Source organism: Archaeoglobus sulfaticallidus PM70-1, assembly GCF_000385565.1.
Classification (GTDB): Archaea; Halobacteriota; Archaeoglobi; order Archaeoglobales; family Archaeoglobaceae; genus Archaeoglobus_A; species Archaeoglobus_A sulfaticallidus.
On the sequence record NC_021169.1, the window covers coordinates 977,039 to 1,002,441 of the forward strand.

Consider the following 25,403-nt stretch of genomic DNA (forward strand, 5'->3'; position numbering starts at 1 on the left):
AACCTAACTTCAATACCTAAATCTCAACCACAGTCCCGATACCGGCAACATCATCGTTAACTGCCCTGATGAGATTCTCAGGTGTGCCTTTTATTATGTATGTCTTTATCTTGCTTCTTTCTATGATCTTAACCGATAACAAATCCATAACGGTGTTTGTTCCGGCAACCGCTTCATTTCTGGCAACTATTTCCAGGAGTCCTTTCGCTTTAATTCTCTCAAATCTTTTTGCATTTCTGTTTTTCTTCGGGTCTTCAGAGTACACACCATCAACTGAGGTTGCATTTATCAGCAACTCCGCATTCACGAACTCTGCAAGAAGGGCTGATGTTGCATCGGTTGTATGCCCGGGAAATGTACCGCCCATGATAACTACCGGGTAATGCTTCGACAGCTCATAAGCCTCTCTGAAATCCTTGGGGACCACCTTTGGAGAGTTCCTTACAGCGAGAGACAGCAACATAGCGTTAAGCCTCGTAACCTCAATCCCCATGTAATCGCAGAAGGTTTCGTTGCTGCCAAGCTCCCTCGCAGTTTTGATGTACTCCCTCGCTATCCATCCTCCACCTACAACCACGAAAACCCTGTTGTCCTTCGATATTCTCTCTATTGCCTCTGCAAAGCCCCTTATTCTGCTGGAATCGAGGTTCTCTCCAAATAGAATCGATCCTCCAAGTGAGATGACTACAGTCCTGCCCATCATGTATGGTTGATTGCCAAGAGATTTAAAATTTTGGACACTTGGTGCAATAGTGGGAATCCAAAAATATTTTTAAATCATTTACACTGCCTGTTTTCATGGCTCAAGTTGACTTCAGAGAAATAGAGAGAAAATGGCAAGAGATGTGGGAGAAGGAGGGTATATTCCACGCAGAGCCGTCAGATAAACCGAAATTTTTCATAACCATTCCATATCCATACCTGAATGGTAATTTACATGCTGGTCATACGAGAACTTTCACGATAGGAGATGCTTTTGCCAGATTCATGAGGATGAAGGGATATAATGTCCTCTTTCCGATGGGATTCCATGTTACTGGCACTCCGATAATCGGGCTTGCAGAACTCATACAGAAGAGAGATCCGAAGACCTTTGAGGTTTATACAAAATTCCACGATGTTCCGGAAGATGTTCTGAAGAAGCTTGATACTCCAGAGAAGATCGTGGAATACTTCTCGAAAGAAGCTTTAAAGGCGATGAAGGACATAGGATACTCGATTGACTGGAGGAGAGTTTTCACGACAACAGATGAAACCTATCAGAAGTTCATCGAATGGCAATTTTACAGGCTCAAAGAGCTCGGATTGGTTGTTAAAGGCTCACATCCTGTAAGGTACTGCCCCAACGACCAGAACCCGGTTGAGGATCACGATCTGCTTCACGGTGAAAACGCAACCGTTGTTGATTTCACAGTTATAAAGTTCCGTTTAGATGATGGAACTATCCTGCCGTGTGCCACCCTAAGGCCTGAGACTGTCTTTGGAGTTACCAACATATGGCTCAAGCCAACCGAGTATGTTATAGCAAGGGTTGATGATGAGCAGTGGCTCGTAAGCGAGGAGGCTTTCGAGAAGCTAAAATATACGGAAAAAAAGGTTGAGTTTGTCAGAAAGATCAATGCTGAAGAGCTTTTCGGCAAATATGCAACCAATCCCGTGACCAAAGACAAAATACCAATACTGCCAGCAGAGTTTGTCGATACCGATAATGCAACTGGAGTTGTCATGAGCGTTCCTGCTCATGCCCCTTATGACTACATCGCCATAGAAGATCTCAAAAAAAGCGATCTGGCAGAGAAATATGGTCTTAAAGATGTTCTCGAAAATATAAAGCCAATTGTTCTCATAAGAATCGAGGATCAGGAATTCTCCGAAGGAGTTCCTGCCGAGAAGGTTATCAGAGAGCTTGGTATTAAGGATCAATCCGATCCCGAGCTTGAGAGGGCGACCAAGATCCTCTACAAGAAGGAGTTCCACAAAGGTGTGCTGATGGATATAACCGGAGAATATAGCGGTACAAAGATATCACAGATAAAGGATAGGCTGCAGAGAGATCTGATAGAGAAAGGTATTGGGGATGTTTTCTACGAGTTCAGCGAGAAGCCTGTTGTGTGCAGATGTGGTACGAAGTGTGTTGTCAAAGTCGTCAAGGACCAGTGGTTCCTTAGTTACTCGAATCCAGAGTGGAAGGCTAAGGTCCTCAGACACCTTGAGAATATGAGGATAGTCCCTGAATACTATAAGGAGGAGTTCAGAAACAAGATTGAGTGGCTTAAAGACAAGGCCTGTGCAAGGAGGAAAGGACTCGGAACGAGGATTCCGTGGGACAAAGAGTGGCTGATAGAGAGCCTGTCTGACTCAACAATATACATGGCTTACTACATTCTCGCCAAGTTCATCAACAGTGGACTACTAAAGGCCGAGAACATGACCAAAGAGCTGCTGGACTATGTTCTGCTCGGAGAGGGTAGCCTAGAGCTGGCATCCGAGTCCTCTGGGCTGGACAAAGAGATAGTGGAGGTTATACGAAGGGACTTCGTTTACTGGTATCCCGTCGATCTCAGGAGTTCTGGGAAAGATCTGGTTGCAAACCACCTTCTCTTTTTCCTATTCCACCACATCGCGATATTTCCAGAAGAGCTGTGGCCAAGGGCGATAGCCGTAAACGGGTATGTGAGTCTGGAAGGAAAGAAAATGTCGAAGAGCAAGGGCCCACTGCTCACGATGAAGAGGGCTGTTGCAGACTACTCTGCAGATGTGACGAGGATGTACATACTCTACACATCGGAATACGACAGTGACGCGGACTGGAGGAGGAAGGAAGTTGAGAGTCTGCGTTCTCATCTCAGGAGGTTCTACGAGCTTGTTAAAGAGAACATCAAAGATGGAGTAGAGTCAGTTGAATCTATGCTTGACAGATGGCTCATGAGCAGATTTCAGAGAATCGTTAGAGAGACCAACCTTGCAATGGAAGCTCTACAGACGAGGAGGGCTGTGAACTCGGCATTCTTCGAGATGATGGCCGATGTCAGATGGTATCTGAGAAGAGGTGGAAAGAACCTCTCGGTAATCATTGATGACTGGCTCAAACTCCTCGCTCCATTTATCCCGCACCTATGCGAAGAACTCTGGCATCTGAGACATGATACTTTCATAAGCACAGAGAGCTACCCGGAGTTTGACGAGAGCAAAATCGATAGAGAAGCTGAACTCAGCGAGGAGTACATAAAAACGCTGATAAACGATATCAAGGAGATCCTGAAGTTCGTTAAGGCTGAAAGAGTTTATCTTGCCACTGCTGATGAGTGGAAGTATGAAGCTCTCAAGGTCATCTCAGGAGAGAAGGAGGTCAGAAGTGCTATCAAAAAGCTGATGAGCGATGAGAAGTACAGAAAGCTTGGCAAGGAAGTACAGAACTTTGTCAAAAATGTAATCAAAGAGAAAATAACGGATTTCATCGATGAAGAGAAGCTGATAAAGGAGAATCTGGAGTTCATAAGCAGGGAAGTTGGTGTTGAGGTTGAGTTCAACCCGGAGATGGTTCCAGAAAGCAAGAGAAAGTCCGCCATACCAATGAAACCGGCGATATTTGCCCAATAGCTGAAAGGCAAAAACTGAAAGGCTAAAAATCGTCAAGGGATCTCTGAGATATTTTACTCAATGTCTTCCATTTTTTCCTAACAATTGGTGGGAAGTGACCCTTTTTCCTTAAATAATCCCTCAAAAAATCTATCGTTCTTGGATCGCTCGCATACCCGCTTCCGAAATCTCCGTAAATTTCTTTCAGTTTCTCTATCTTTTTATCTCTTTCAACCTTCGCAATTATGCTTGCAGAGGCGACCACCGGGTACTTATCATCGGCTTTATGTTCACATCTAACCTTACAGCTTTTGAATGTGTTCCCCAGTCTATTTTCAAGCCTACTTGACATAACATCAAAACTGTCAACAAAAACCATATCTGGCTTAACCTTCCTGATCAGCTTCTCGCATGCATCATACAGAATCTCGTTTATTGTTTTTTCTTCCATCAACTCGTCAAGCTGTTGTGGTTCAAACTTCAGAACTCTGTAACTGCCAATGCTTTTAAGCTCCTCAGCTATTTTTTCCCGTCTTTTCTTTGTGAGTTTTTTCGAATCTTTTACACCCAATCGCTCTAACTCGTTCAGTCTGTCTTTGTCGATGGCATAACAGCAAACAACCATTGGCCCTATAACAGGACCCTTTCCAGCCTCATCGATTCCGGCGATTTTCATGGTTGGACTGTAAACATTAGAAGATCTTTGGGAAGCCTTTGATAGGTAGCTTCCCGAACTTGCCCTTCTTCATTTTTTTCATAACGCTCTTCATCGTCTTGTAGTACTTCAAAAGCTCCTTCACATCCTGTGGGGAGGTTCCGGAACCTATCGCTATCCTCCTTATCCTCGACGAGTCGATTATTGCGGGATTGGTTATCTCCTCTTCAGTCATCGAGTCCATGATATACTTGAACTTCTGCATTTTCTCCTGCGTTGCTTCCATCATGTCATCGTCAATCTTAAGTCCCAGACCACCCAGAGGCAGCATCTCTATGATCTTGCTTACTGGCCCCATTTTCCGCATGGCTTCAATCTGTTTGTAAACATCCTTGAGTGTAAAGTTACCTTTCAAGAAAGCCTCCGGATCGAGATCTTCCTGCTGAACAACCCTCTCAACCTTTTCGAGTAGAGCCTTGATGTCTCCCATACCGAGGAGTCTTGAAACAAAGCCAGCGGGATCGAATTTCTCGAAATCCTCAACTTTCTCTCCTGTACCAAGAAAAGCAATCGGTATCCCTATCTCTCTTGCTGCAGATAGTGCACCACCACCCTTTGCAGTTCCATCGAACTTTGTTATTACTATGCCGTCTATCCCTATGGCATCATGAAATCTCTTGGCCTGTGTGCTCGCAAGCTGCCCTATTGCTGCATCCAGTACTAAAAGCTTGTAATCTGGGTTTGCAACCCTGCTTATTTCGATCATCTCATTGATTAGCCCCTCCTCCAACGCATGCCTTCCAGCGGTGTCTATTATTATGATGTCGTAATCTTTCATCTTCTCCAGACCATCACGAACTATCTTCACAGCATCTTTTTCGTTCTTATCTCCATAGAATCCGATGTCGTAAGCTTCTGCAAGTTGCTTAAGCTGGTCATAGGCTGCCGGACGCCATGTATCTGCAGTAATCACACCAGCCTTCAATCCCTTGTCCTTGAAGTACTTGGCCATTTTCGCTGTAGTGGTTGTTTTACCGCTCCCCTGCAACCCAACGAGCATTATCTTTGCCTTCTTCAGCGGGATGTCAAGTCCTTCGCCTATCCCGCGCATTAACTCTTCATATACTATCTTGATGATGTGCTCTCTTACATTGAAGGTTGGAAGAACATCCTCGCTCAAAGCCCTCTTCTTGATTGCATCGCTTATCTGCTTCACATGCCTGACATTGACATCGGCCCTGAGCAAAGCTCGCTGAATGTCCCTTACGATCTCTTCTACGAGATACTTGTCAATAGAGGATGAGCTTTTTATCTTTCTTACAACATCCTTTAATGCTTCTAATGCCATTGATCCGAGTTGGTTTAGGAGATTATAACCTTTTCCTTAAACAGTTTTGAATTGGATATACTGCACTGAGCTTTCCAGATCTCTCCTTAGCTTTCTAAATGTGGTTATATCATCCCTCAAGAACATATTTGCATTTGGACAGAGAATTTGCTCCCCGATTCTTCTGATTTGAACAATAGAATTTGTATGTGATGTTGTGCATTTCCGGGATGTTTTCTTATGCCAGATGGGGTTGAAAGAATCGATTACGAACTTTCAAGAAGCTGCTTTAACATCATCATTTAAAATAAGCAAGGATTGAATAATGGTTAAATAACACTTAAATTCAGTTTTGGACCAATGGTGATGGCATGAGATTGACTAAGCATCCGATTTTAGAGTTTAAACGAGGCAGGGAAGTTACGATATACTTCAATCAGAAACCGATAAAAGCTTATGAGGGAGAAACCGTAGCCTCAGCATTATATGCGAATGGCATAACAACCTTCAGCAGGTCTTTCAGGTTTCACAGGCCGAGGGGTTTCTTCTGTGCGATAGGAAAGTGTTCATCGTGCATGATGGAAGTCGATGGTGTTCCCAACATCAGGGTCTGCAAGGTCTATGTAAGGGATGGAATGATGATAAGAACCCAGAACTCCTTCCCTAACGCAGATAAAGATATTTTCGGGATGATCGACAGTATAATTGACAGATTCTACCCTCATGGCTCCCACTACAAGAAATTCAATCGGCCGAAAGCATTGCGGGATTTCGTTACAAAGCAGATCAGAAATTTTGCTGGAATAGGGAATCCACCAAAAGCCGTCTTCGATGAAAAAGGCAGGTATGAGGAGATCCACACGGATATTGCCATAATCGGCGGAGGTCCTGCTGGAATGAGTGCAGCCATATTCTCTGCAAGATTCGGAGCAAAGGTTACCCTGATGGATGAGAACCCATTTCTGGGGGGTCAGCTTGTAAAGCAAACCCACAGATTTTTTGGAAGCGGTAAGCACAGGGCTGGAACGAGAGGGATAAAGATTGCCGAGCTTCTCAGAAAGGAGGTGGAGGAGCTGGATATCGATGTCAGGTATGAGACCAAAGTATTCGGGATATACAATGGCATCATCGGGGCTGTTGAGAGGGACAAAAAGCTGTTAAAGATCGTGCCGAAAAAGATCGTAGTTGCGACAGGAGCTTACGAAAGAACCCTGATTTTTGAAAATAACGATTTGCCAGGAGTTTACGGTGCTGGAGGGGTCCAAACTCTCATGAACGTTTTTGGGGTCAAACCGGGGAACAGAGGACTTATCGTCGGCTCTGGGAATGTTGGACTGATCCTGAGTTACCAGCTTATGCAGGCGGGAGTAGAGGTTTCTGCTGTTGTGGAAGCTATGCCGAGGATTGGCGGTTACTTCGTTCATGCAGCGAAGATCAGGAGGCTGGGTGTGCCAATATACGTCAGCCACACAATAAAGCGGGCTATTGGAAAGAAAAAGGTTGAAGGGGCTGAGATAGTCAGGCTTGAGAACTGGCGTGAGGTTGAGGGTAGCGAGAAGAGGATAGATTGCGATTTCATATGCGTCGCAACAGGCCTGTCTCCAACCCATGAGCTGCTGTATCAGGCAGGATGCCAGATGAAATTCGTTCCGGAGCTTGGAGGTCTTGTGCCAGTGAGAAACAGATTTGGTGAGACTACTGTAAGCGGGCTGTATGTTGCCGGAGACGTAGCGGGGATCGAGGAGGCAACATCCGCGATGATGGAGGGCAGAATTGCTGGCCTGGATTGTGCCATAAAGCTGGGATATGGTGGAGATGAGGCAGTAAAGCTCAGGAATGAGATAGTGAGAGACCTCAAGGAGTTCAGAGAGGGGCCATTTGGTGAGAGAATTCTTGCGGGATTGAAGAAGGTGGAGGTTGAGGCATGAGCTTCATTCAGAGGGGTTACCTCGAGGAGGATGAGCTCCCACCCAAGCCTTCAGAGGAGAGATTGAAGAAGAGGAATGTGGCATACATAGAATGTCCTCAGGAGATACCGTGCTCCCCCTGCGTTGAATCGTGCAAGTACGATGCAATTGAGATGAAGAACATAAACGACACGCCGAAGGTTGATTACGAGAAGTGCACGGGGTGCATGAGGTGCATCAAAGTATGTCCGGGGCTTGCAATCTTCATGCTGAGGCTCAGGAATGGCAGGGGATATGTAACGATAGCCTATGAGTTCCTTCCGACTCCTAAGAAGGGAGATACAGTAACGCTGCTTAACCGGAGAGGTGAAGTTGTGGGTGAAGGAGTCGTTACATGGGTGCTGCCTCCTGAGAGAAATGAAAAAACCGCTTTAGTTACTGTAGAGGTTGATCCCGCTCTGATATATGAAGTCAGAGCGATAAAGGTTAATGTATAAAGGTGATCTTATGGTTAATCGCAGAATAGTTTGCAGATGTGAGGATATAACTGAAGAGGAGATCATACATGCTATTGAAGAAGGATTTGACAACATTGAATCTCTTAAGAGATATACTGGTGTTACCACAGGATCCTGCCAGGGAAAGGGCTGTTTAATGCATGTTTTGAGGATACTATCTCAGAAAACAGGAAAAAGTTTGGATGAGATTGGGATAACCACTCAGAGGCCTCCAGTAAATCCGGTTCCGCTTTACATTCTGATGGAGGGCGAGGAATGAAAGTAGGTGTTATTGGTGCAGGAGTAGCTGGACTGTTTTCAGCCTACTTCCTCGCAAAGAATGGGGCTGAGGTTACGGTATTCGAGAAGAGATACCCTCTGTATGGGGCATCAGGAAGGAACTCTGGAGGTATAACTCCGATGCTTGGTAGGAAGGAGCTTGTGAAGCTCGCCAAGAGGAGCATTGAGATATATGACAGGACTCAGTCAGAAGTCAGGTTCAACTTTCTCTTCAGAAAGGATGGCTATCTGAAGGTTGCGAAGACGGATGAGGATATGGATAAGCTTGAGAAAGAGGCGAGGATGCAGAAAGAGCTTGGCGTTAAGCTGAGGGAGATCGATGAATACGAGCTAAAAAGCCTCGTCGATGGATTTAACACGAAGTCTGTTGTGGGAGCGTTCTATGGAGAGGGAGGAGTAATATTTCCATGGCCTGTCATCTGGGGTCTTGAGAGGGGCTGTAAATCGCTGGGTGTGGAGATAATACCACAGAAAGAGGTATCAGTGGAGGTTAGCAACTCCAGGATATCTGTAAAGGCTGGAAATGGGGAAGAATATAAATTCGATTTTGTACTGAACTGCTCTGGAGCTTGGAGTGCCTCAGTCAACAGATCTCTTGGATTGAGATGTAACAGAATCGTTAAAGAAGAGATATGCGTGCTTGAAAGCCTTAAGCCATTCATCGATCCTTACATAATGAATGTCTCGGATGGTGTGTATCTCAGTCAGTCAGCGAGAGGAGAGGTTGTTGGGGGGATTATTGGCAGCGAGGTTGACAGCCCGAAAACATCATCTTCTCTAAGCTTTCTGACAAAGTATGCGAAGCTTGCGGTGGAAATGATTCCAAAGCTGAAAGGACTGTCTGTTTTGCGACAGTGGGCTGGAGTGTATGATTCCAGTGGTGATGGCCTGCCTGTGGTTGGAGAGGATAAAGTTGAAGGCATAATCCAGTTAAACGGTTTGGGTAGGCAGGGTATGTGCATAGCTCCAGCCCTTGGTGAGATTGTGGCTGATATAATTTTGAAAGGAAAGGAATATGAGAAATTCTCGCCAAAAAGGTTTGCTTAATTTTTTTAGATTTGTTTCTATTTCTGTCTCGATTCAGCAGCAATCTGATCCAGGCAACAATTTGATCCAGCAACGATCTCCGTAATCCGTTCCACGACTTTCGGGATAGCCGCTTTCACCTTTGGTGTGCAATCTCTGCCAAAGCTCTCCACATCCTCTACCTCAACTGCTATGATTCTGATGTCTCCGGGCATTTCCTCTCCAAACACTTCCATTCCAACTCTGAGTGTTGTTATCAGGTTCATTCCATGAGTGCCGGAGAATGGAATGAATGAGAACTCATCATGACTGAACTCATAGATCGTTCCCGGTTCGTTTCCGAGCCTTATCGCATCCACAATTATCGCGAGATCATAGCCGAGTATCTTGTCGAGAACATCAAAATCTCCCATGAAAAGGGCGAAAGTATCCGCATTGAGGTTTAACTTCTCAATTTCTTCGATAACTCTAATTCCAAGGGCGTCATCACAGAGGTTGGGATTTCCAATCCCGACTATAACGCATTTCATAAAAAATAAACAGAGATCAGAAGTTTCTGAGTCTTCTGTACAGCATCCCTTCGCTGTCGTAAACCTCGATTTCTATCGGCATCCTTCCGGGCAGTGTGTGGGTTGCACATGCAAGGCAGAGATCGTAGGGTCTGAATGCCATCTCGACGTAGTTGAGTATCTTCTCGTCAATCTCGCCATTCTTTACAAATTTCTTCGCAGCGTTTCTTATTGCAAGGTTGATTGCCGCGTTGTTGTGTGTTGTTGCAACTATGAGGTTCGCCTCTTCCACTATCCCCCTATCATCTGTTTTGTAGTGGTGTATCAGTGTTCCACGAGGAGCCTCCAGTATTCCAACACCCTCTCCTGTAACCTCACCAAGTTCAGCCCTCACATCCGAATTCGTTATGCTCTCATCCTGTGCGAGCTCGAGCACCCTTTCTGCAGCGTTCAGCAATTCAATCGCCCTTGCCCAGTGGAATGACAGTATGTAGTGGGCAGGTTTTTCGCCCAGAACCTCAAACATTTTCTCATAGTGTTCCTGTGCGAGAGGTGTGTTCATACCCTCTGAAACATTGAGCCTTGGGAGCGGGCCAACACTGTAAATGCTCGTTCCCTCTCCATCTCTGATATCGTTCCAGCCTAATTGCTTCAGGTATGGAAACTTCATGTAGCTCCATGGAATAACTCTTTCAGCAATGTACTCCAGATATTCCTTGCCCCTGAACCTCCCGATCTCGTTGCCCCTGGTATCGACTATCTTCTGCACACCATCATAGTAGTTGATCCTCTCGCTGTCATCAACGGTGCCCATGTAGTTCAGCACTGTGCGGTACAGGTCTCCTGTGACGAGTTCCATATACTTCTCGTTCTTGAGTATGACATCCTCAAAGATCTGAAGCGTGATCTGGCCGAGTTCAACGAGTTCTTTTGCAAGTTTTTCGATCTCCTGTCTCTCATTCTCCTCGATCTTCTTTGACCATCCTCCCGGCAGACCGGCTACCGGATGTATCGGCTTACCACCAAGGAGTTCGAATATCTTTACAGCACATTTTCTCTTTTTCAGTATCTCTTTTGCAATATCTACTCCAACTCTCCTTACGAGTCCGATGAGGTTCCTCTCTGCTGGATCAGCCTCTGGCCCAACAACAAAGTCTGGAAGACCGAGCGCATAGAGTATTACTGCGTGATCCTCAACATAGTGTGCATTCAGAAACAGCTCTCTTATCTTCTTTGCAGTCTCTGTTGGCTCCACACCATAAACTCCATCGCTTGCCTTGGTTGCTGCGGTATGGTGAACACCTCTGCAGACACCACATATTGTTGATACAGTCCTCGGAACCTCCTCAATTGGCAGTCCAGCAAGAAACTTTTCATAACCTCTGAACTCCACGGTCTGGAAATAAGCATCGGCGAAGTTTCCGTTCTCATCCATAATTATCGTAATCTTCCCGTGACCCTCAAGCCTCGTCATGGGATTTATCTCAACCTTCAATCTTCCACCTCCATCATTTCTTCCTATTTATCAGTGAGACTGGCAGTGAGTATCTGTAAAGGAACTTCCCGAGGCTCGGTATCTTTTCAAGCATCTCATCAACGGCCTCATCGGTCATAAGGGATGCCAGTGCCCCCACAGCTCTCGCACCGAAATCCTTTCCTGCGACCGGTCCACCACAACCTCTGCACGGAATGTTCACCTGTGGACATGAGCCACCACAGTCTCCCTGTGTTACTGGCCCCAGACACAGATAGCCCTGTTGTAGCAGGCATTCTTCATCTGGAGTTCCCTCTATCGTTCTTCTTACTTTCTCAATCGGCTTTCTGATTTCTCCTTTCTGAGCAGGATTTCTCCTGCATGAGTCACACACGGATTTGCCGCTGGTAATCCAGGAGCCTTTTGGTGGGAGTTCTCCCTTTATTATCGCCTCAACAGCTACCGCAACATGGTCATGGTGGGGTGGACAGCCACCTATGAAGTAGTCAACGTCCACAACCTGATGCAGGGCTTTAACTTCTCCATAGAACTCGGGCAGCGTTAATTTTGATCCGTTAACATCGTATTCAGTCTGTGGTAGAACTCCATCTGGATTGTCAGTGCTCCATGTGTTGATATAAGCGGTTTCAAGCAGCTCCTCCCTTTTATGGAAGTTCGCCAGACCGGGAACTCCACCCATCGCTGCACATGCTCCAAATGCCACAAGAACCTTAGTCTTCTGCCTGAGAATCTTTATCACATGCTCCTGTTCGCTCAACCTAACCGCTCCATCAACCAGAGCGACATCGATGGACTTATCCTCCAAGTTCTCAAGGTCTTTGTACTTCAGGTCAACCACGGTTGGAGTCCACCAGACTATCTCGATGTTCTCGAGAGCATCAATAAGCTTCTCAGATAAATCTACAAGGGCCATCTCACATCCAGCACAGCCAGCTGAAAGATATATGGCAAGCTTAATCTTGGACATTTTACCACCTCAACGGCCCGAGTTCCCTAATCTTTGCGTCAAATTCTCTCATAACCTCTGCAAACCTGAGCCCCTCAGAACCGCTTATCCACTCGAGCCGCACCCTTTCTGGCTCGATACCCATCTCCACAAGCATCTTCTGAATGAGCTTGAACCTTCTTGCAGCCTTGTAGTTTCCCTCTTTGTAGTGGCAGTCACCGGGATGACAGCCACCTATAAGCACACCATCTGCATTTCGCAGAGTCTCAATGATAAATTCGGGTTCCACTCTCCCGGAGCACGGCACTCTGATGATTTTGACAGTTGTTGGGTAGGGATACCTCAGGCTTCCTGCAAGGTCTGCAGCCTGATATGTACACCAGTTGCAGGCGATAACGATTATGTTTGGCTCCCACTCACCCATCACTCTTCACCCCTGATCTTCTTAATAACCTCTTCAGGACTCGTCACAGCCAGACCCGCAACCTGATCCGGGTTTGCCCCTAAACAAATTGCAAGAAGCTGTACTATATGGAGCGTTGGGATCTCAAAATTGATCCTGCCCTTATCTTTCAGGGTTTTCACGGATCCATCATACTGCAGCAGGCATGAGCTGCAGGATGTTACAACCAGATCAGGATCGACCTCCTCCTTAATGGACTTTATCTTCCTTTCAAAGAGCTTGAGCGACTTTTCAAGGTTCGTGCTCCTGAGTCCACCGGTTCCACAGCAATCGGTAATTGTTGAGTAGTCTGGTGCTTTGGCACCCATCGCCTCACACAGCTCTATCAAAACCCTCGGTCTGAAAGGATTCCTCTCCTTATCGACATACACCTCTGACGGCCAGAGGAAGTGACAGCCCGGTTGAACGGCTATTGTCAACCCATCAAGCGTGTACTTGAGCGACTTCCTGATCTTTTCCAGACCGATATCTTTGTAGAGGATCCACACACCGTGCCTGATCTGGGATGTGCCCCTCCACTCCTTCCCTATCTCACCTAGCATCCTGTTGACTTCATCCCTGAGCCTGGCATCGTGCAGCAGTTTATGTCTCGTCTCGCTGAGGCTACCATAGCAGCTTCCGCAAACTGTTAGAATATCAACACCCTTCTCTTCTGCAATACACATGTTTCTTGCTGAGACAGAACACCATCCTGCCAGATCGACGGATGGCATCGTCCCCCATGTAGGGCAGCATGAAGCACCCTCGAGGTCTACAAGCTCAACGCCGAGCTTCGGGTAAACATACCTTAGAGCAACCTCCAGATCAGGGCGTCTCAGCGGGATGTTACATCCGAGAAATAATCCGAACTTCATAATCCTCACTCCATCGGGATCAATCCTATTTCACCAAGTTTTGTTTCCCTCAACAATGCCCTCAATTCCTCTAAAGCTTCAGGATACGCCAGTGTTGTCGGTGGTTTTTCTGGCAGACCAACTTTCTTTCTCGTCTCGGGATATGTTGTCTGGTAAACTGCATGCCCGTACTCGTACAGTGTCCTCAGACCTTCCATCGTGAGGGTTGGCATTGCCAACTCTTCTACAAGCACTCTCCTCAAAGCAAAAACAACCTCAAATGGCTTCACATCCCGTGGACAGATCTCAGTGCACTTGTTGCAGGAAACACATGCCCATGGGGAGGGAATATCGAGTATTTCTTCTTTAATGCCAAGAGTTAAAGCATGTATGAACCTCTTGTTGAACCACAGGAATCCTGCGAGTGCAACGGGGCAGCTTCCAGCACACTTACCGCACTGAATACATCTATCAATGTTTTCTCCACCGTGCTCCTTTATTTCCTCGATAACTCCCTTCTCAAGTTCGGTCAGGATAACAGGTGTGGGAAGATCACTATCCAAGTTATTCACCTCCCGATCCCAGTGCTTCAATCTGGGCTTCTATCTGCTCTGTTGTGAAACCATGCAGTGTGATCGCTTTAACAGGACATGCTGCCGTGCAGACCCCACATCCCTTGCAGAGAGCCATGTTGATCCTCGCAATATACTTTCCATCTTTTTCTTCCATGCTTATGGCAGAATACGGGCAGAGAGGCACACAGATTCCACAACCAGAACATCTATCAGCATCCACTTCGGAGATGAGAGGTTCAACCTTAACTCTTCCCTGTGCCAACGGGACTGCAGCAGCTGCGGCAGCGGCTTTAGCCTGTGCAACAGACTCCGGGATGTCTCGAGGACCCTGTGCACAACCGCAGATGTATATACCAGCCACCGATGTTTCCACAGGATAGAGTTTGGTGTGGAGTTCTTTGAGGAACCCTTCCGCTCCGACATTGATCCCCAGCTTTCTCGTCAGATCCTTCAGCCCCTCTGATGGCTCAACTGCGGTGGCAAGAACCACCATATCGGCAATCACTTCAACTGGTGACTGGAGGCCAGTATCGTATGCCCTTACTCTGAGCCGCTCTCCATCAGGAATTCTTTCTATACCGCTCACTCTGCCGTAGATGACCTTAATTCCAAGCTCCTTGCAGTAGGTGTAGTATTCCTCGAAGTCCTTGCCGGGAGTTCTGACATCTATGAAGAAGATGTATATGTCAAGATCAGGATACTTTTCCTTCAGAATCCTCGCTTCCTTTAACATGTACATGCAGCAAATCTTTGAGCAGTAAGTGTGATATCTCACATCTCTGCTTCCCACACATGAAATGAAGGCAATAGTCTTTGGTTTTTCGAGTTTCACATCTTCTTTCTTCTTTTTCTTCAACTTCGGCAGTTCAGACAATTTTATGAGCTCACCTTCGGTTGGACCGGTTGCTGAGATTAATCTCTCAAACTGCAAAGCGGTGACAACATTTGGCGACTCGGGACAGTACTCCTTGAAGTGATCTTTTTCCATCACTTTGAAACCTGTTGCAACGATAATCGTTCCAACTTCAACCTCGACAATCTCTCCTTCCGGATCCCAGTTAATAGATCTATCACACGCTCCGGTCTTGCATACCTTCTCACACGGGGCGAGCTTCGGCTTTCCAGTCTTTTCGTTTATCTCAGGAGGAGTGCCAAGCTTTCTGCCTCCACACTCTCTGCATGCTTCCACATCGAGAACAGCCTTCTTGGGAACAGCCTGAGGGAACTGGATGTATATCGCTTTTCTCTCACTCAGCCCCTCGTTGAACTCATCAGGAACCTTGCTTGGGCAGACCTTCACGCAATCTCCACAGCCTGTGCACTTATCCCAGTCAACATAGGTCTGCTTCCTTCTGACCTTTACTTTGAAGTTTCCAATAGATCCATCCACGGATTCAACCTCGGAATAGGTCATGAGTTCTATGTTCGGATTGGTTGCAACCTGAACCATCACAGGTGTGAGAATGCATGCGGAACAGTCGTTTGTTGGGAATGTTTTATCGAGTTTTGCCATATTTCCTCCAATTGATGGGTTCTTTTCAACAAGGTAAACCTTGTAACCCATATCTGCAAGATCTAACGCAGCAAACATTCCCGCAACGCCACCGCCTATAACCATCGCAGCCTGTTTTACCTCAACATAGCTTTCCTCTAGAGGCTCAAGAAGTGCAGCCTTGGCAACCCCGCTTTTGATGAGCTTCTTTGCCTTTTCAGTTGCACCCTTTTTGTCGTGCCAGTGTGCCCAGCTATCCTGATCCCTGATGTTGACCATCTCGAAGAGGTACTTATTCAGGCCTGCTTCTTCACAGGCGGCCCTGAAAATCGGCTCATGGGTTCTCGGGGTGCAGGCGGCCACAACCACTCTATCGATCAGCCCATCCCGTATATCCTGTTTGATCATTTCCTGTCCGGGATCTGAACACATGAAGAGGTTGTCTCTGACAACAGCGACATTTGGCAGGGTTTCTGCGTATTTCTTCACTTCTTCGATGTTAACGGCTCCAGCAATGTTTTCTCCACAGTGGCAGATGTAAACTCCTATCCTTGTCACAGTATGCTCACCCCCGTGAATACAGAAATCATAAGTCCGCGTTTAATAAAATACTTATAAGCTTTACGGTCAATTTAATTTCAGATAAATCTCTTAATTCTAAGAAAATAAAAATAAAAGTCAAAAACATTGTAGTTCAAATTGTTATGTTTTAACTATACTCAACAAATTAAAATATGTGTGTATTAGCATTTGAGAAAATAGCATAAATCATCACTAATTTTAATGCACATTTAATTCCATGAAATCTCTTTAAATATCTGTGATGGAAAAGCTTTCAACAACGCCCATCAAAAATCCTATTAGCGAAAATAGCAGAAAAAACATGAAAATTTGTATTAATTTTGTATTTTGCGGGTAAGATTGGTATTAGCAAGCCAGCTATCTGATGGAAACCACCGGCACATCACTGTTCAGAATAATCTTCTGCGGAACGCTACCGAAAATGACCTTGCCGGTGGGACTCCTCCTCCTAACTCCTACAATGACCATCTTCGGTTTAACTTCCCTTATAAAATCTATAATGTCATCTCCAGCCTCCTTCCCCCTGACGAGCAGATGGGTTTCGACATCAATACCTTCAGCCTTTGCCTTCTCTTCAGCCCATTTCAGCAGACTCTCTCCTTCCGTGATTTCCTCTTCTGATGTTCTGCTTCCACCAAATAGCGAGTGGACGATTATTAGTTTTTCATTCCTGAATTTCGCCTCCTCTACTGCAAAGTCCATTATCCTCGTTCTCCTTTCAGATTTGCTGAGGGCTACAACAATTGACATGTTTATAAATTTTCAATAATATTATTTATAGATTACTGCCTAGATTCAATAGGAGTTGAAAGGTTGAGAGATTACGCAAACATTATTCGAACATATCCGCCCTGAAGAATTCTGTTATGTTCATGAGAACCTCGCCTCTCCTTATTATGTTGTAGCTCCTCGCTAGAACTATTTCATCGCTGCCAAGATCTATGTTCCTGCTGAATTCTTTTACAAAATCCGGAATGTTCATTACCCAGATTTCTCTGAAACGGCAGACCACAATCCAGTTTATATCCCTTCTGGCCTCAATTTTGTGCTTTCTAAGTATCCTACCTATGGGTATATCCGCCCTCGTTAAATCATCCCTGAACCCAGGCTCAAGCCTTTTCAGAGGAGTTAGCGATACAGCTTCTGCATATACTCTGTTTCCGGAGATGAGACTTACAACCCTGAAGTTGATGTCATCCTCCTCATCAATCCTGAGTAAGCTTGCATATCTGCCAGCCTTTATGATTCTCTGATCTCTTGTTATGACATCTACTCTGTTTCCGGTATAAGCCTCGATTATGGTCGTTATGGAACCATCTGTTGTGAGCAGAATTCTGTGTATGGGTTTCAGCTCAAAATCCTCAAGGCTTTTTGAGATCAGAGTTTCAGAGGTCATTCAAAAAGCTCCGACTCCTTTAACTCCTTGACAGGTCTACCATCCCTTGTCTCTGGAGCGAGGTAGTCGATTAACCTCTCTGGCTGTATGCCATAAAGTCTGAATGTTATTTTTATGGGAGAGAGAATTGCATCCTCCTCAACGAAGTTTATTCTTGATACGGTAGCAGTCTGTTTGTTGAGGAGTATTGTTATCTCGTTTCCTGAGACCGACTTTAGCATCTCATTTCTCGCCGTATCGAGAATCTTCTGCATTCTGAGCAGCTCTCTGAAGTGATTGATGTTTTTTGCTCTGGCTCTCAAAACATCATCCTCAATGCTGATCTCAGCATCCGGGAAGAAGTTCTTTATGGCTTTCACGACTTTTTCTTCATCTTCTGTTGGATAGACTCTGGTTTCGATGATAACATCTATGGATTTCAGAATGCTCTTCAAAACAGCCTCCACCTTTGACCTGAATGTCTCGAAATCGGAATTGTTTTCTATGGTCAGATCTGCCATATCAAAAGCCTCTTTCATTCCCCATGACTCTTCCCTTCTATCTCTTTCCTTCAGCTCGTCTATGCTTTTTACATCGTCATCCCTTTTTCTCCTCAAAGCCCTATCGAATCTATTTTTTATGTCTGATTCGATTGCTATCAGTATAAAATCATCACCGAACTCCTTCTTGAACCTCTCTACCTCAGCAACCCCCCTTATTCCATCGACGACAACTATGCCCTTTTTCCCTTTCTCTCTGATTCTCGGTATGCATCTCCTCGCAATTGCATCCATTCCTTCCTTTTCTCTTAGTTCATTGGCTATCTTACCAGCATTCTCGTCATTTAGCTCCAATCCCCTTTTCCTGACCTCTTCCCTGACGATGTCTCCCATAATGACAACTGGTATTCCTAAACTCTCGGCTATTTTCCCGGCAGTGCTTTTTCCGCTCAATGGATATCCGATGAAGGCGATGAGCTTCATAAATCTAAAAATCTGTGGAAGGTTAAAAACTATTTCTCATTTCTTTTCAGCACTACTTTTTTCAATACTACCATTAGCCCTGCCATCTGCCAACCATCTGCTGACAACAGCCAGAGCCTTGCTTGCCCGCTCAATTGAGGAGAATACAGGGATGTTTAAAGCCTCGATCCTGCTCTTGAAGTGATTGTAGTCCTCATCTGTTGATGAATAAACGACAATCACCGGTTTTTTCATATCCTTGAAAACATCGATGAAAACCTCCACAGGAATAATCCAGCTTGGTGGTGACACAGCATACAGAAACATTATTGCCCCGACATTGCTATCGTTCTGCAGTAGATTGAGCGATTCCTTAAGCAGATCTGTGTTTAGACCGCTGAAGGACAGGTCGAGCGGGTTTTCCCTCATGGTTATTGGAGGCAGTATTTCTTTTAGCCCTCTGACAGTGTTTTCCTCAAGCTCAGCAACTATCCCACCATTCGTTTCGATCTCATCGAGAGCTATGAAACCCAGTCCTGCCTGAATTGTTGCTATGGCAATCCCTCCACCTCTGAAACCAGTCATTTCAATTATCCTTGCAACATCGATTAGCTGGGTTGGGTTCTCCACTACCAGTGCTCCAGCTTGATGGAGTGATGAGACATAAAGCCTGTAATCTCCTGCCAGACTGCCTGTATGGCTCTTTGAAACCTTGTCGGCTTTCTTAGACTTTCCAGCCTTCATCGCTATTACTGGCTTTGAGCATCTTTTTATTTCCGTTACAAGTTCTCTGGAGTAGTCCAATCCTTCGATGTAGAGCGTTATTATCTCCGTTCTCTCATCCTCGTTCAGAAACCTTATTATGTCTGGAAAATCTACATCGCATCTGTTTCCGAGATGGATGATGTAGCTGAACCCCACATCTCTAAAGTTGTGCATGATGTAGTGGCAGATCCCACCGCTCTGAGATACCAGTGCCACTTTTCCAGCTTTCATCTCGTTGAACATTGGCGTGAAGCTGGCATTCATCCACCCAACATTTATCATTCCGAAGGAGTTCGGCCCGAAGATCCTTATCCCGTTTTTTTCTGCTACTTCTTTCAGCCTGTTCTGCATTTCAGCCCCATACTCGATTTCTGCCTCTCTAAAGCCTGATGAGATTATGAAAATGCCCTTGGTTTTCTCTGCAGCCTCCTCAACAACCTGCAGAACCTTCTCTGACGGCACGGCAATCACAACCAGATCGAGATCCTCCGGGATCTCAGCTATACTTTTGTAAACTCTCAACCCATCGATTTCGTTAAGCTTGGGATTTATCGGATAGATTCTGAGCTTTTTATTGGCTGAGAGGCTTTTTATAACTGAGTATCCAACCTTTAGCGGGTTGCTGGATGCACCAACAACAGCTATCGACTTTGCGTTCAGTATCTCTCTGATAAGATTTGTGTTGGTTTCTCTCAACTCTCTTCTCTCCCTCCCAATCCTTATTCTGGCATCTACAACCATGTAGCCATCTTCATAGGCGAAAACTGGATTTAGGTCCATCTCAGCAATATTTTCTCTTTCAACCATCTCTGAAACCCTCAATAGCAACTCTGTGAGATTCTCGATATCTGCCTTGAAGTTGCGGTATCCTTTTAATATCCTGTATCCTTTCGTCTCTCTAATCATCTCCTCAGCATCCTCTCTTGTCAGGGGTATGAGTCTAAGAGAGTAGTCCTCAAGTACCTCGGCGAAAATACCACCCATACCGAAGAGAATGAACTTACCGAACTGCTCGTTCTCCGAAACTCCAACCATCACCTCTATGCCTTTTTCAGCCATCTGCTGCACGGTAACGGCGTAAGCACCCTCTAAAGCAATCAACTTCCTGAAAGCCTGCCTGACTTCTTCCTCGCTGTTCAGATTCAGTAGAACTCCACCAGCATCGCTCTTGTGGATGATGGATTTCGATACGACCTTCATCACGACTGGAAATCCAAGCTCTTTAGCTTTATTGACAGCCTCGTCCTCATTACTGCAGAGAAAAATAGGAGTGCAGTTAATGTTATACCTTTTTAGGAGTTCTTTCGACTCGTATTCACTCAGAAAGTCCATGATAATATTCAATCATGAGATTATTAAAATTTTGGTATTTTGGGTGGTTTTTTAGAATTTGAATAGATAAAAAATCTTAAAAATTAATCAAGCCTGTATCCGAGCTTCTGATACAGTTCTCTCCTCTCCTTCTTTTCCTCTTCGTTCTCTATCCTGTTAACAGCCGTTCCATCTACCGCACCAAGAACAGCCCTTCCAAGCTCAGTTTCCGCAACGATGATCTCAATTGGATTTGCCGAGCCAACAAAAACATTGCAGACTGCCGGATGGGATTTAATTGCATTCAAAACATTCATCGGAAACGCGTTGGAAGTTACTATTACAAATACATGGCTCGCACCAATTTTCAAAGCATTCTTCGCGGCTATCTCCTTAAGCTCCTCATCGTTTCCTGTAACCCTTGTGAGCTTAGGAACAGCTTCATTCATTGCAACAGCACACTTTATGCCCGGAACTGCCTTGATAAGTGTTGAGTAGAGGTCGTCTGTTGTGAAGATGGCGAAATTTCCCTGACCAACGATTATCTGGTACTTCAGATCCGGGTTTTCGATCTCAACTTTTTCGAGCTTCATGGAATTTAATTATCCGTTTAAATTAAATAGTTTATCCGTTGAACTTACTTGCCTGCTCGATGCATCCTTGCCAAGCCAACCAAAAACTTATATTGTTCTTTGCACATCACGGAATATACGGAATATAATTCCCTATTAATAAAATTTAACTCACAAAAGTGATGGTTATGAGAGTTGGAGAGGCTTTGATAGGTGAAGGCTTTGAAGTGGCACACATAGACCTGATAATTGGCGAAAGAGATGGACCAGCAGGGATCGCTTTTGCGAACAGCATTTCACAGCTTTCCATGGGACACACACCCTTGCTGGCTGTGATAAGGCCAAACCTGATGACCAAACCTCCGGCGGTTATAGTACCGAAGGTCACGGTCAAGGAGATGGATCAGGCCGAACTCATTTTCGGGCCAGCGCAGTATGCGGTTGCCAAAGCAATTGCTGATGCTGTGGAAGAAGGAATAATCCCGAAAGAGAAGGCTGAGGATTATGTGATCATAGTCAGCGTTTTTATCCATCCGAAAGCAAAGAACAAAGATAAGATATTCTACTACAACTACGGAGCAACAAAACTCGCGCTCAAGAGAGCAATGCAGAACTTCCCGGATGTTGATACGATGCTGTATGAGAAGGACAGAAGTGCCCATCCGTTTGATGGCAGAAGGCTGACGAAGCTCTGGGATCCGCCGTACCTGCAGATAGCCATCGACATACCAGATCTCGAGGAGGTTAGGCATGTGCTCAGAAACATCCCGGACAGCGATCACATAATCTTCGAAGTAGGCACACCGCTTGTTAAAAGGTACGGGACAGAGATCATACTCGAGTTGAGGAAGGAGAAGCCCAAAGCCTTCTTTGTTCTGGATCTCAAAACACTCGATACAGGAAACCTCGAGGCGAGAATGGCCGTGAATGCCACCGCAAACGCGGTAGTTATTTCGGGATTGGCACCAATACCTACGATTGCAAAGGCAATCAAGGAGGCAAGGAAGACGGGAATTCTTTCAGTGGTTGATATGTTGAATGTCAGCAGGCCAGCAGAAGTTCTTCAGAAACTCAAGGAAGAAGGCATGCTCCCGGATGTTGTTGAGCTGCATAGAGCTATAGATGTTGAGAATAAAGAGCAGCCGCCTTGGAAGTTCGTCAAAGAGATTAAGGACTCCTTCGATGTGCTTGTTGCTGTTGCTGGTGGTTTGAGGCCTGAGAATGTTGGTGAGGCGATAGGTGAGGGAGCAGATATACTTGTGGTTGGAAGATCCATAACAAGAGCCAGGGACATCGAGGGTGCTGTAAGGAGATTCCTGAACTTCATGAAGCCCGATACCGATCAGTTCAGGGTTATGACGGACTTTTAGATTGCCAGGTGAAGGCTATGGGCATAATCGTGATAAACTTCAAGGCCTACAAAGAGGGAAGCGGGAAAAAGGCTTTAGAGCTTGCGAAAATAGTTGAGGAGATATCTTCCAAGGTTGATGACTACATAGCCATAGCTCCGAACTTTCTCGACATGTCCGAGATAATGAAAGCTGTTGATGTCGATGTTTACGCACAGCATGTCGATGCCATTGAGTATGGAAGCCATACAGGAAGGATAGTTCCGGAGATGCTGAAGGATATCGGGCTGAAAGGCAGCCTGATCAACCACTCGGAAAGAAGACTGAAGCTTGCCGACATAGACTTTGTGATTGAGAAATTCAGAAATCTGGGATTGACATCCATAGTCTGCACGAACAATGTGGCAACAACTGCTGCTGCAGCAGCGTTAGGCCCGGATTTCGTTGCAATCGAGCCACCAGAGTTAATAGGCAGTGGGATTCCGGTATCCAAGGCAGACCCAGAGATCGTAAGGAATTCAGTTGAAGCGGTTAAAAAAGTGAACAGCAATGTGAAGGTGCTATGTGGAGCGGGCATAAGCAAGCATGAGGACTATGTCACGGCACTTGATCTCGGTACTGAAGGTGTGCTTCTTGCGAGCGGAATAGTTAAGGCAAAGGATCCAAGGTTTGCTCTTGAGGAGCTTGTCGGGCTGAAATAACTGAAGTGAATTTGCTAAATTTCATTCTTCGATATTTTTAATTATTTCCTCGACCATCTCGTCCGTCTTCAGGTTCCCTCCAAGGTCTGGTGTGGTCTTCCCTTCTGCAATTGTTTTTTCTAAAGCCTTCTCAATTCTCTCAGCCTCGCTTATGTATCCGAAGTGCCTCAGCATCAGCGTTGATGACAGGATCATCGCTGAAGGATTCGCTATACCCTTTCCAGCTATGTCAGGGGCTGAGCCGTGAACAGGTTCAAAAATCGCGTATTTCTCTCCAATATTTGCGGATGGAGCGAGACCCAGACCACCAACAAGCCCTGCTATTAGATCCGATACGATGTCACCAAACATGTTGGTGGTTACGATAACATCAAACCTCCAGGGATCGAGAACGAGATACATGCAGCCGGCATCTATGTAGTAATCGCTGAACTCTATGTCATCATAATCTCTGGCCACCCTCCTGCAGACATCCCTGAAAAGTCCGCAGGTCTTTTTCATAACATTGGCTTTGTGCAGGGCGGTAACCCTCTTTCTTCCATCTCTTCTCGCAAGCTCGAAGGCATATCTCGCTATTCTCTCCGATGCCTTCTCGGTTATGATCCTTATACCTTCGGTAACACCTTTCTTGACCTCAAACTCGAGCCCTTTATACAGGCATTCAGTGTTCTCTCTAACAACAACTATGTCAACATTATCGAAGAGACACTTAACTCCCTTGTACGACTTGGCAGGCCTCAGATTTGCGAAAGTTTCGAGTTCAAGTCTTAGCCTTACAATAACATCTGCTGCAGTCTCTCCAGCAGCTCCGAAAAGAACTGCGGAGCTCTCCTTACAAATCTGAAGCGTCTCATCAGGAAGGGCTTCTCCGGTTTTCTCTTTGGTCTCATCTCCAGCTTCGGCAAAAACATACTCAAATGGAAAGTCAAATGCTTCAAGCACCTTCAGGCAGGCAGACATAACCTCTTTGCCAATCCCATCTCCTGGGATCACTGCTATTTTTTTCATGCTTCACCTCTATACATCTCCTTTGAGAATTCAACAAGCCCACCCATTTCCATTATCTTTTCAACGAATTCAGGCAGGGGTGTTATTGAGTATTCCTCTCCCTTTGTCAGGTTCTTTATGATCCCCTTTCTGTAATCGACCTCTAATTCATCCCCATCATCTATTCTGTCTGTGTCTTTGCACTCCAGAACCATGAGGGCGAGATTTATGGCATTTCTGAAGAATATTCTTGCGAATGATTTGGCTATTATCGCCTTCACGCCAGTAGCCTTTAATGCGAGCGGTGCATGCTCTCTGCTACTCCCACAACCGAAGTTCTCCCCGGCAACAACAAAATCTCCAGCTTTAACGCTCTTTGCAAACTCCGGCATTATGTTCTCAAAAACATGCTTTGCCAGTTCTTCAGGATCGTTAATAACAAGGTACTTCCCCTGAATTATCACGTCTGTATCGATATCATCACCAAATTTCCATGCTCTACCCATGCTAAGCAGATTTCAAATCTACTTAAAAGTTTAACTATGCGAATTTTGTGCAAATGGTCAGCATTTCCGGAGAAGGAAGTACTCTTCTTTGAGCGTCTCGGAACTCTCGTGTTTAACAATTTCAAGATCAAATTCCGGGACCATCTTGTCAATCCCTGTTTTCGCAACGAATAAGGCTAATCCTTTATCTTTTAAAACCGGAATGAACCTCTTTAGAGCTTTATATGAGTCTGATGGTTTCAGAGTCAGATCATCGAGTATAACATCGAATTTAAAATCGAAGCTGCTGATGTCGACCTCAAAGACATCAGCGAATATTATCCTGACATTTTTCTGTTCTACTCTCTTCAAATCCTCTTCGAACTCCCTGCTGTATTCAATCCCCACAACCAGATCTGCAAAAGATGAGGCATAGGATATGAACCCACCAGCACTCGAACCGAGATCGAGAACCCTATCTCCCCTCTTTATAAAATTCCATTTCTCGTTCAGTCTTTTCAGCTTCCAGTATCCCTTTGGCTTCTCTTCACCAATAACTGTTATATCTGCTGAAAGCTCAACATCCATAGATGGCCTGTCGGCTAAAGCCCCATTAACGAACACAAGCTTATTCTTTATTGCGATCTTTGCTTTCTGCCTTGTTGAGAAGTAGCCCCTCTTTACAAGCAAATCGTCAAGCCTCATCTTTT

Annotated in this window: 25 protein-coding genes; 7 read left to right on the forward strand and 18 right to left on the reverse strand. The window is 45.4% G+C overall.

The window, feature by feature from the left end; translation table 11 throughout:
* Positions 1-16: 16 nt before the first annotated feature.
* Complete coding sequence (pyrH, locus tag ASULF_RS05290) at positions 17-700, reverse strand: UMP kinase (protein WP_015590666.1); 684 nt, start codon at positions 698-700, stop codon at positions 17-19.
* 98 nt (positions 701-798) lie between these two features.
* Here pyrH and leuS point away from each other — a divergent pair, with 98 nt between their 5' ends.
* Positions 799-3,600, forward strand: a complete 2,802-nt coding sequence (gene leuS, locus ASULF_RS05295; RefSeq protein ID WP_015590667.1) for a leucine--tRNA ligase — start codon at positions 799-801, stop codon at positions 3,598-3,600.
* Between the two features lie 22 nt (positions 3,601-3,622).
* Here leuS and rnhB read toward each other — a convergent pair whose 3' ends face one another.
* Positions 3,623-4,255, reverse strand: a complete 633-nt coding sequence (rnhB, locus tag ASULF_RS05300; protein WP_015590668.1) for a ribonuclease HII — start codon at positions 4,253-4,255, stop codon at positions 3,623-3,625.
* Between the two features lie 16 nt (positions 4,256-4,271).
* Positions 4,272-5,582 (reverse strand): signal recognition particle protein Srp54, encoded by a 1,311-nt coding sequence (locus ASULF_RS05305; RefSeq protein WP_015590669.1) that lies wholly within the window; start codon positions 5,580-5,582, stop codon positions 4,272-4,274.
* Between the two features lie 350 nt (positions 5,583-5,932).
* Between ASULF_RS05305 and ASULF_RS05310 the strand changes: the two genes are divergently transcribed.
* From ASULF_RS05310 to ASULF_RS05325, 4 genes are read left to right on the forward strand one after another with little or no spacing between them, the layout of a single operon-like run.
* Positions 5,933-7,489 carry an FAD-dependent oxidoreductase gene (locus tag ASULF_RS05310; RefSeq protein ID WP_015590670.1) on the forward strand — a complete coding sequence of 519 codons (1,557 nt, stop codon included), beginning with the start codon at positions 5,933-5,935 and terminating at the stop codon, positions 7,487-7,489.
* Positions 7,486-7,965: a 4Fe-4S dicluster domain-containing protein gene (locus tag ASULF_RS05315; RefSeq protein ID WP_015590671.1), complete on the forward strand. Its 480-nt coding sequence runs from the start codon at positions 7,486-7,488 to the stop codon at positions 7,963-7,965. Before ASULF_RS05310 ends, ASULF_RS05315 begins: the two co-directional genes overlap by 4 nt.
* 10 nt (positions 7,966-7,975) lie before the next feature.
* The gene (locus ASULF_RS05320) at positions 7,976-8,245 is read left to right on the forward strand and encodes a (2Fe-2S)-binding protein (RefSeq protein ID WP_015590672.1); all 270 of its coding nucleotides are present in this window, start codon (positions 7,976-7,978) and stop codon (positions 8,243-8,245) included.
* Complete coding sequence (locus ASULF_RS05325; protein WP_015590673.1) at positions 8,242-9,312, forward strand: NAD(P)/FAD-dependent oxidoreductase; 1,071 nt, start codon at positions 8,242-8,244, stop codon at positions 9,310-9,312. The genes ASULF_RS05320 and ASULF_RS05325 overlap by 4 nt, the downstream gene beginning before the upstream one ends.
* Positions 9,313-9,329: 17 nt before the next feature.
* On the opposite strand, the gene ASULF_RS05330 is transcribed toward ASULF_RS05325, so the two are convergent.
* The 12 genes from ASULF_RS05330 to ASULF_RS05385 form a co-directional block, all read right to left on the reverse strand.
* Entirely contained in the window at positions 9,330-9,821 is a 492-nt protein-coding gene (locus ASULF_RS05330; RefSeq protein ID WP_015590674.1) for a hydrogenase maturation protease, read from the reverse strand.
* Between the two features lie 16 nt (positions 9,822-9,837).
* Positions 9,838-11,274 (reverse strand): Ni/Fe hydrogenase subunit alpha, encoded by a 1,437-nt coding sequence (locus ASULF_RS05335; RefSeq protein WP_048098330.1) that lies wholly within the window; start codon positions 11,272-11,274, stop codon positions 9,838-9,840.
* Positions 11,275-11,308: 34 nt separating this feature from the next.
* Positions 11,309-12,262 carry an NADH-quinone oxidoreductase subunit B family protein gene (locus ASULF_RS05340; RefSeq protein ID WP_015590676.1) on the reverse strand — a complete coding sequence of 318 codons (954 nt, stop codon included), beginning with the start codon at positions 12,260-12,262 and terminating at the stop codon, positions 11,309-11,311.
* A 1-nt stretch (position 12,263) separates the two neighbouring features.
* The gene (locus ASULF_RS05345; RefSeq protein ID WP_201763927.1) at positions 12,264-12,668 is read right to left on the reverse strand and encodes a hydrogenase iron-sulfur subunit; all 405 of its coding nucleotides are present in this window, start codon (positions 12,666-12,668) and stop codon (positions 12,264-12,266) included.
* Positions 12,665-13,558, reverse strand: a complete 894-nt coding sequence (locus ASULF_RS05350; protein ID WP_015590678.1) for a CoB--CoM heterodisulfide reductase iron-sulfur subunit B family protein — start codon at positions 13,556-13,558, stop codon at positions 12,665-12,667. The genes ASULF_RS05345 and ASULF_RS05350 overlap by 4 nt, the downstream gene beginning before the upstream one ends.
* 5 nt (positions 13,559-13,563) lie before the next feature.
* Positions 13,564-14,109: a 4Fe-4S dicluster domain-containing protein gene (locus tag ASULF_RS05355; protein ID WP_394295715.1), complete on the reverse strand. Its 546-nt coding sequence runs from the start codon at positions 14,107-14,109 to the stop codon at positions 13,564-13,566.
* Positions 14,102-16,162 carry a CoB--CoM heterodisulfide reductase iron-sulfur subunit A family protein gene (locus tag ASULF_RS05360; protein ID WP_015590680.1) on the reverse strand — a complete coding sequence of 687 codons (2,061 nt, stop codon included), beginning with the start codon at positions 16,160-16,162 and terminating at the stop codon, positions 14,102-14,104. Before ASULF_RS05360 ends, ASULF_RS05355 begins: the two co-directional genes overlap by 8 nt.
* A 381-nt stretch (positions 16,163-16,543) precedes the next feature.
* Entirely contained in the window at positions 16,544-16,936 is a 393-nt protein-coding gene (locus tag ASULF_RS05365) for a universal stress protein (RefSeq protein WP_015590681.1), read from the reverse strand.
* Between the two features lie 82 nt (positions 16,937-17,018).
* On the reverse strand, positions 17,019-17,582 hold the full coding sequence (locus tag ASULF_RS05370; RefSeq protein ID WP_015590682.1) for a chorismate--pyruvate lyase family protein: 564 nt from the start codon (positions 17,580-17,582) through the stop codon (positions 17,019-17,021).
* Complete coding sequence (locus ASULF_RS05375; protein WP_015590683.1) at positions 17,579-18,544, reverse strand: AAA family ATPase; 966 nt, start codon at positions 18,542-18,544, stop codon at positions 17,579-17,581. Before ASULF_RS05375 ends, ASULF_RS05370 begins: the two co-directional genes overlap by 4 nt.
* Before the next feature lie 36 nt (positions 18,545-18,580).
* Positions 18,581-20,620 carry an acetate--CoA ligase family protein gene (locus ASULF_RS05380; protein WP_015590684.1) on the reverse strand — a complete coding sequence of 680 codons (2,040 nt, stop codon included), beginning with the start codon at positions 20,618-20,620 and terminating at the stop codon, positions 18,581-18,583.
* Positions 20,621-20,703: 83 nt separating this feature from the next.
* Positions 20,704-21,192: an adenosine-specific kinase gene (locus ASULF_RS05385; protein ID WP_015590685.1), complete on the reverse strand. Its 489-nt coding sequence runs from the start codon at positions 21,190-21,192 to the stop codon at positions 20,704-20,706.
* A gap of 161 nt (positions 21,193-21,353) precedes the next feature.
* Here ASULF_RS05385 and ASULF_RS05390 point away from each other — a divergent pair, with 161 nt between their 5' ends.
* Both ASULF_RS05390 and tpiA read left to right on the forward strand, forming a co-directional pair.
* A complete protein-coding gene (locus ASULF_RS05390; RefSeq protein ID WP_048098128.1) occupies positions 21,354-22,541 on the forward strand; it encodes a bifunctional 5,6,7,8-tetrahydromethanopterin hydro-lyase/3-hexulose-6-phosphate synthase in 1,188 nt (395 codons plus the stop codon).
* A 17-nt stretch (positions 22,542-22,558) separates the two neighbouring features.
* Positions 22,559-23,221, forward strand: coding sequence for a triose-phosphate isomerase (gene tpiA, locus ASULF_RS05395; protein WP_015590687.1), 663 nt, complete (start codon positions 22,559-22,561; stop codon positions 23,219-23,221).
* Positions 23,222-23,242: 21 nt separating this feature from the next.
* Here the strand turns inward: tpiA and ASULF_RS05400 are convergent, their stop codons facing one another.
* From ASULF_RS05400 to ASULF_RS05410, 3 genes are read right to left on the reverse strand one after another with little or no spacing between them, the layout of a single operon-like run.
* Positions 23,243-24,229, reverse strand: coding sequence for an isocitrate/isopropylmalate family dehydrogenase (locus ASULF_RS05400; protein ID WP_015590688.1), 987 nt, complete (start codon positions 24,227-24,229; stop codon positions 23,243-23,245).
* Entirely contained in the window at positions 24,226-24,714 is a 489-nt protein-coding gene (locus ASULF_RS05405) for a 3-isopropylmalate dehydratase small subunit (RefSeq protein WP_015590689.1), read from the reverse strand. Before ASULF_RS05405 ends, ASULF_RS05400 begins: the two co-directional genes overlap by 4 nt.
* 57 nt (positions 24,715-24,771) lie before the next feature.
* Positions 24,772-25,398, reverse strand: coding sequence for an SAM-dependent methyltransferase (locus ASULF_RS05410; RefSeq protein ID WP_015590690.1), 627 nt, complete (start codon positions 25,396-25,398; stop codon positions 24,772-24,774).
* Positions 25,399-25,403 lie beyond the last annotated feature (5 nt).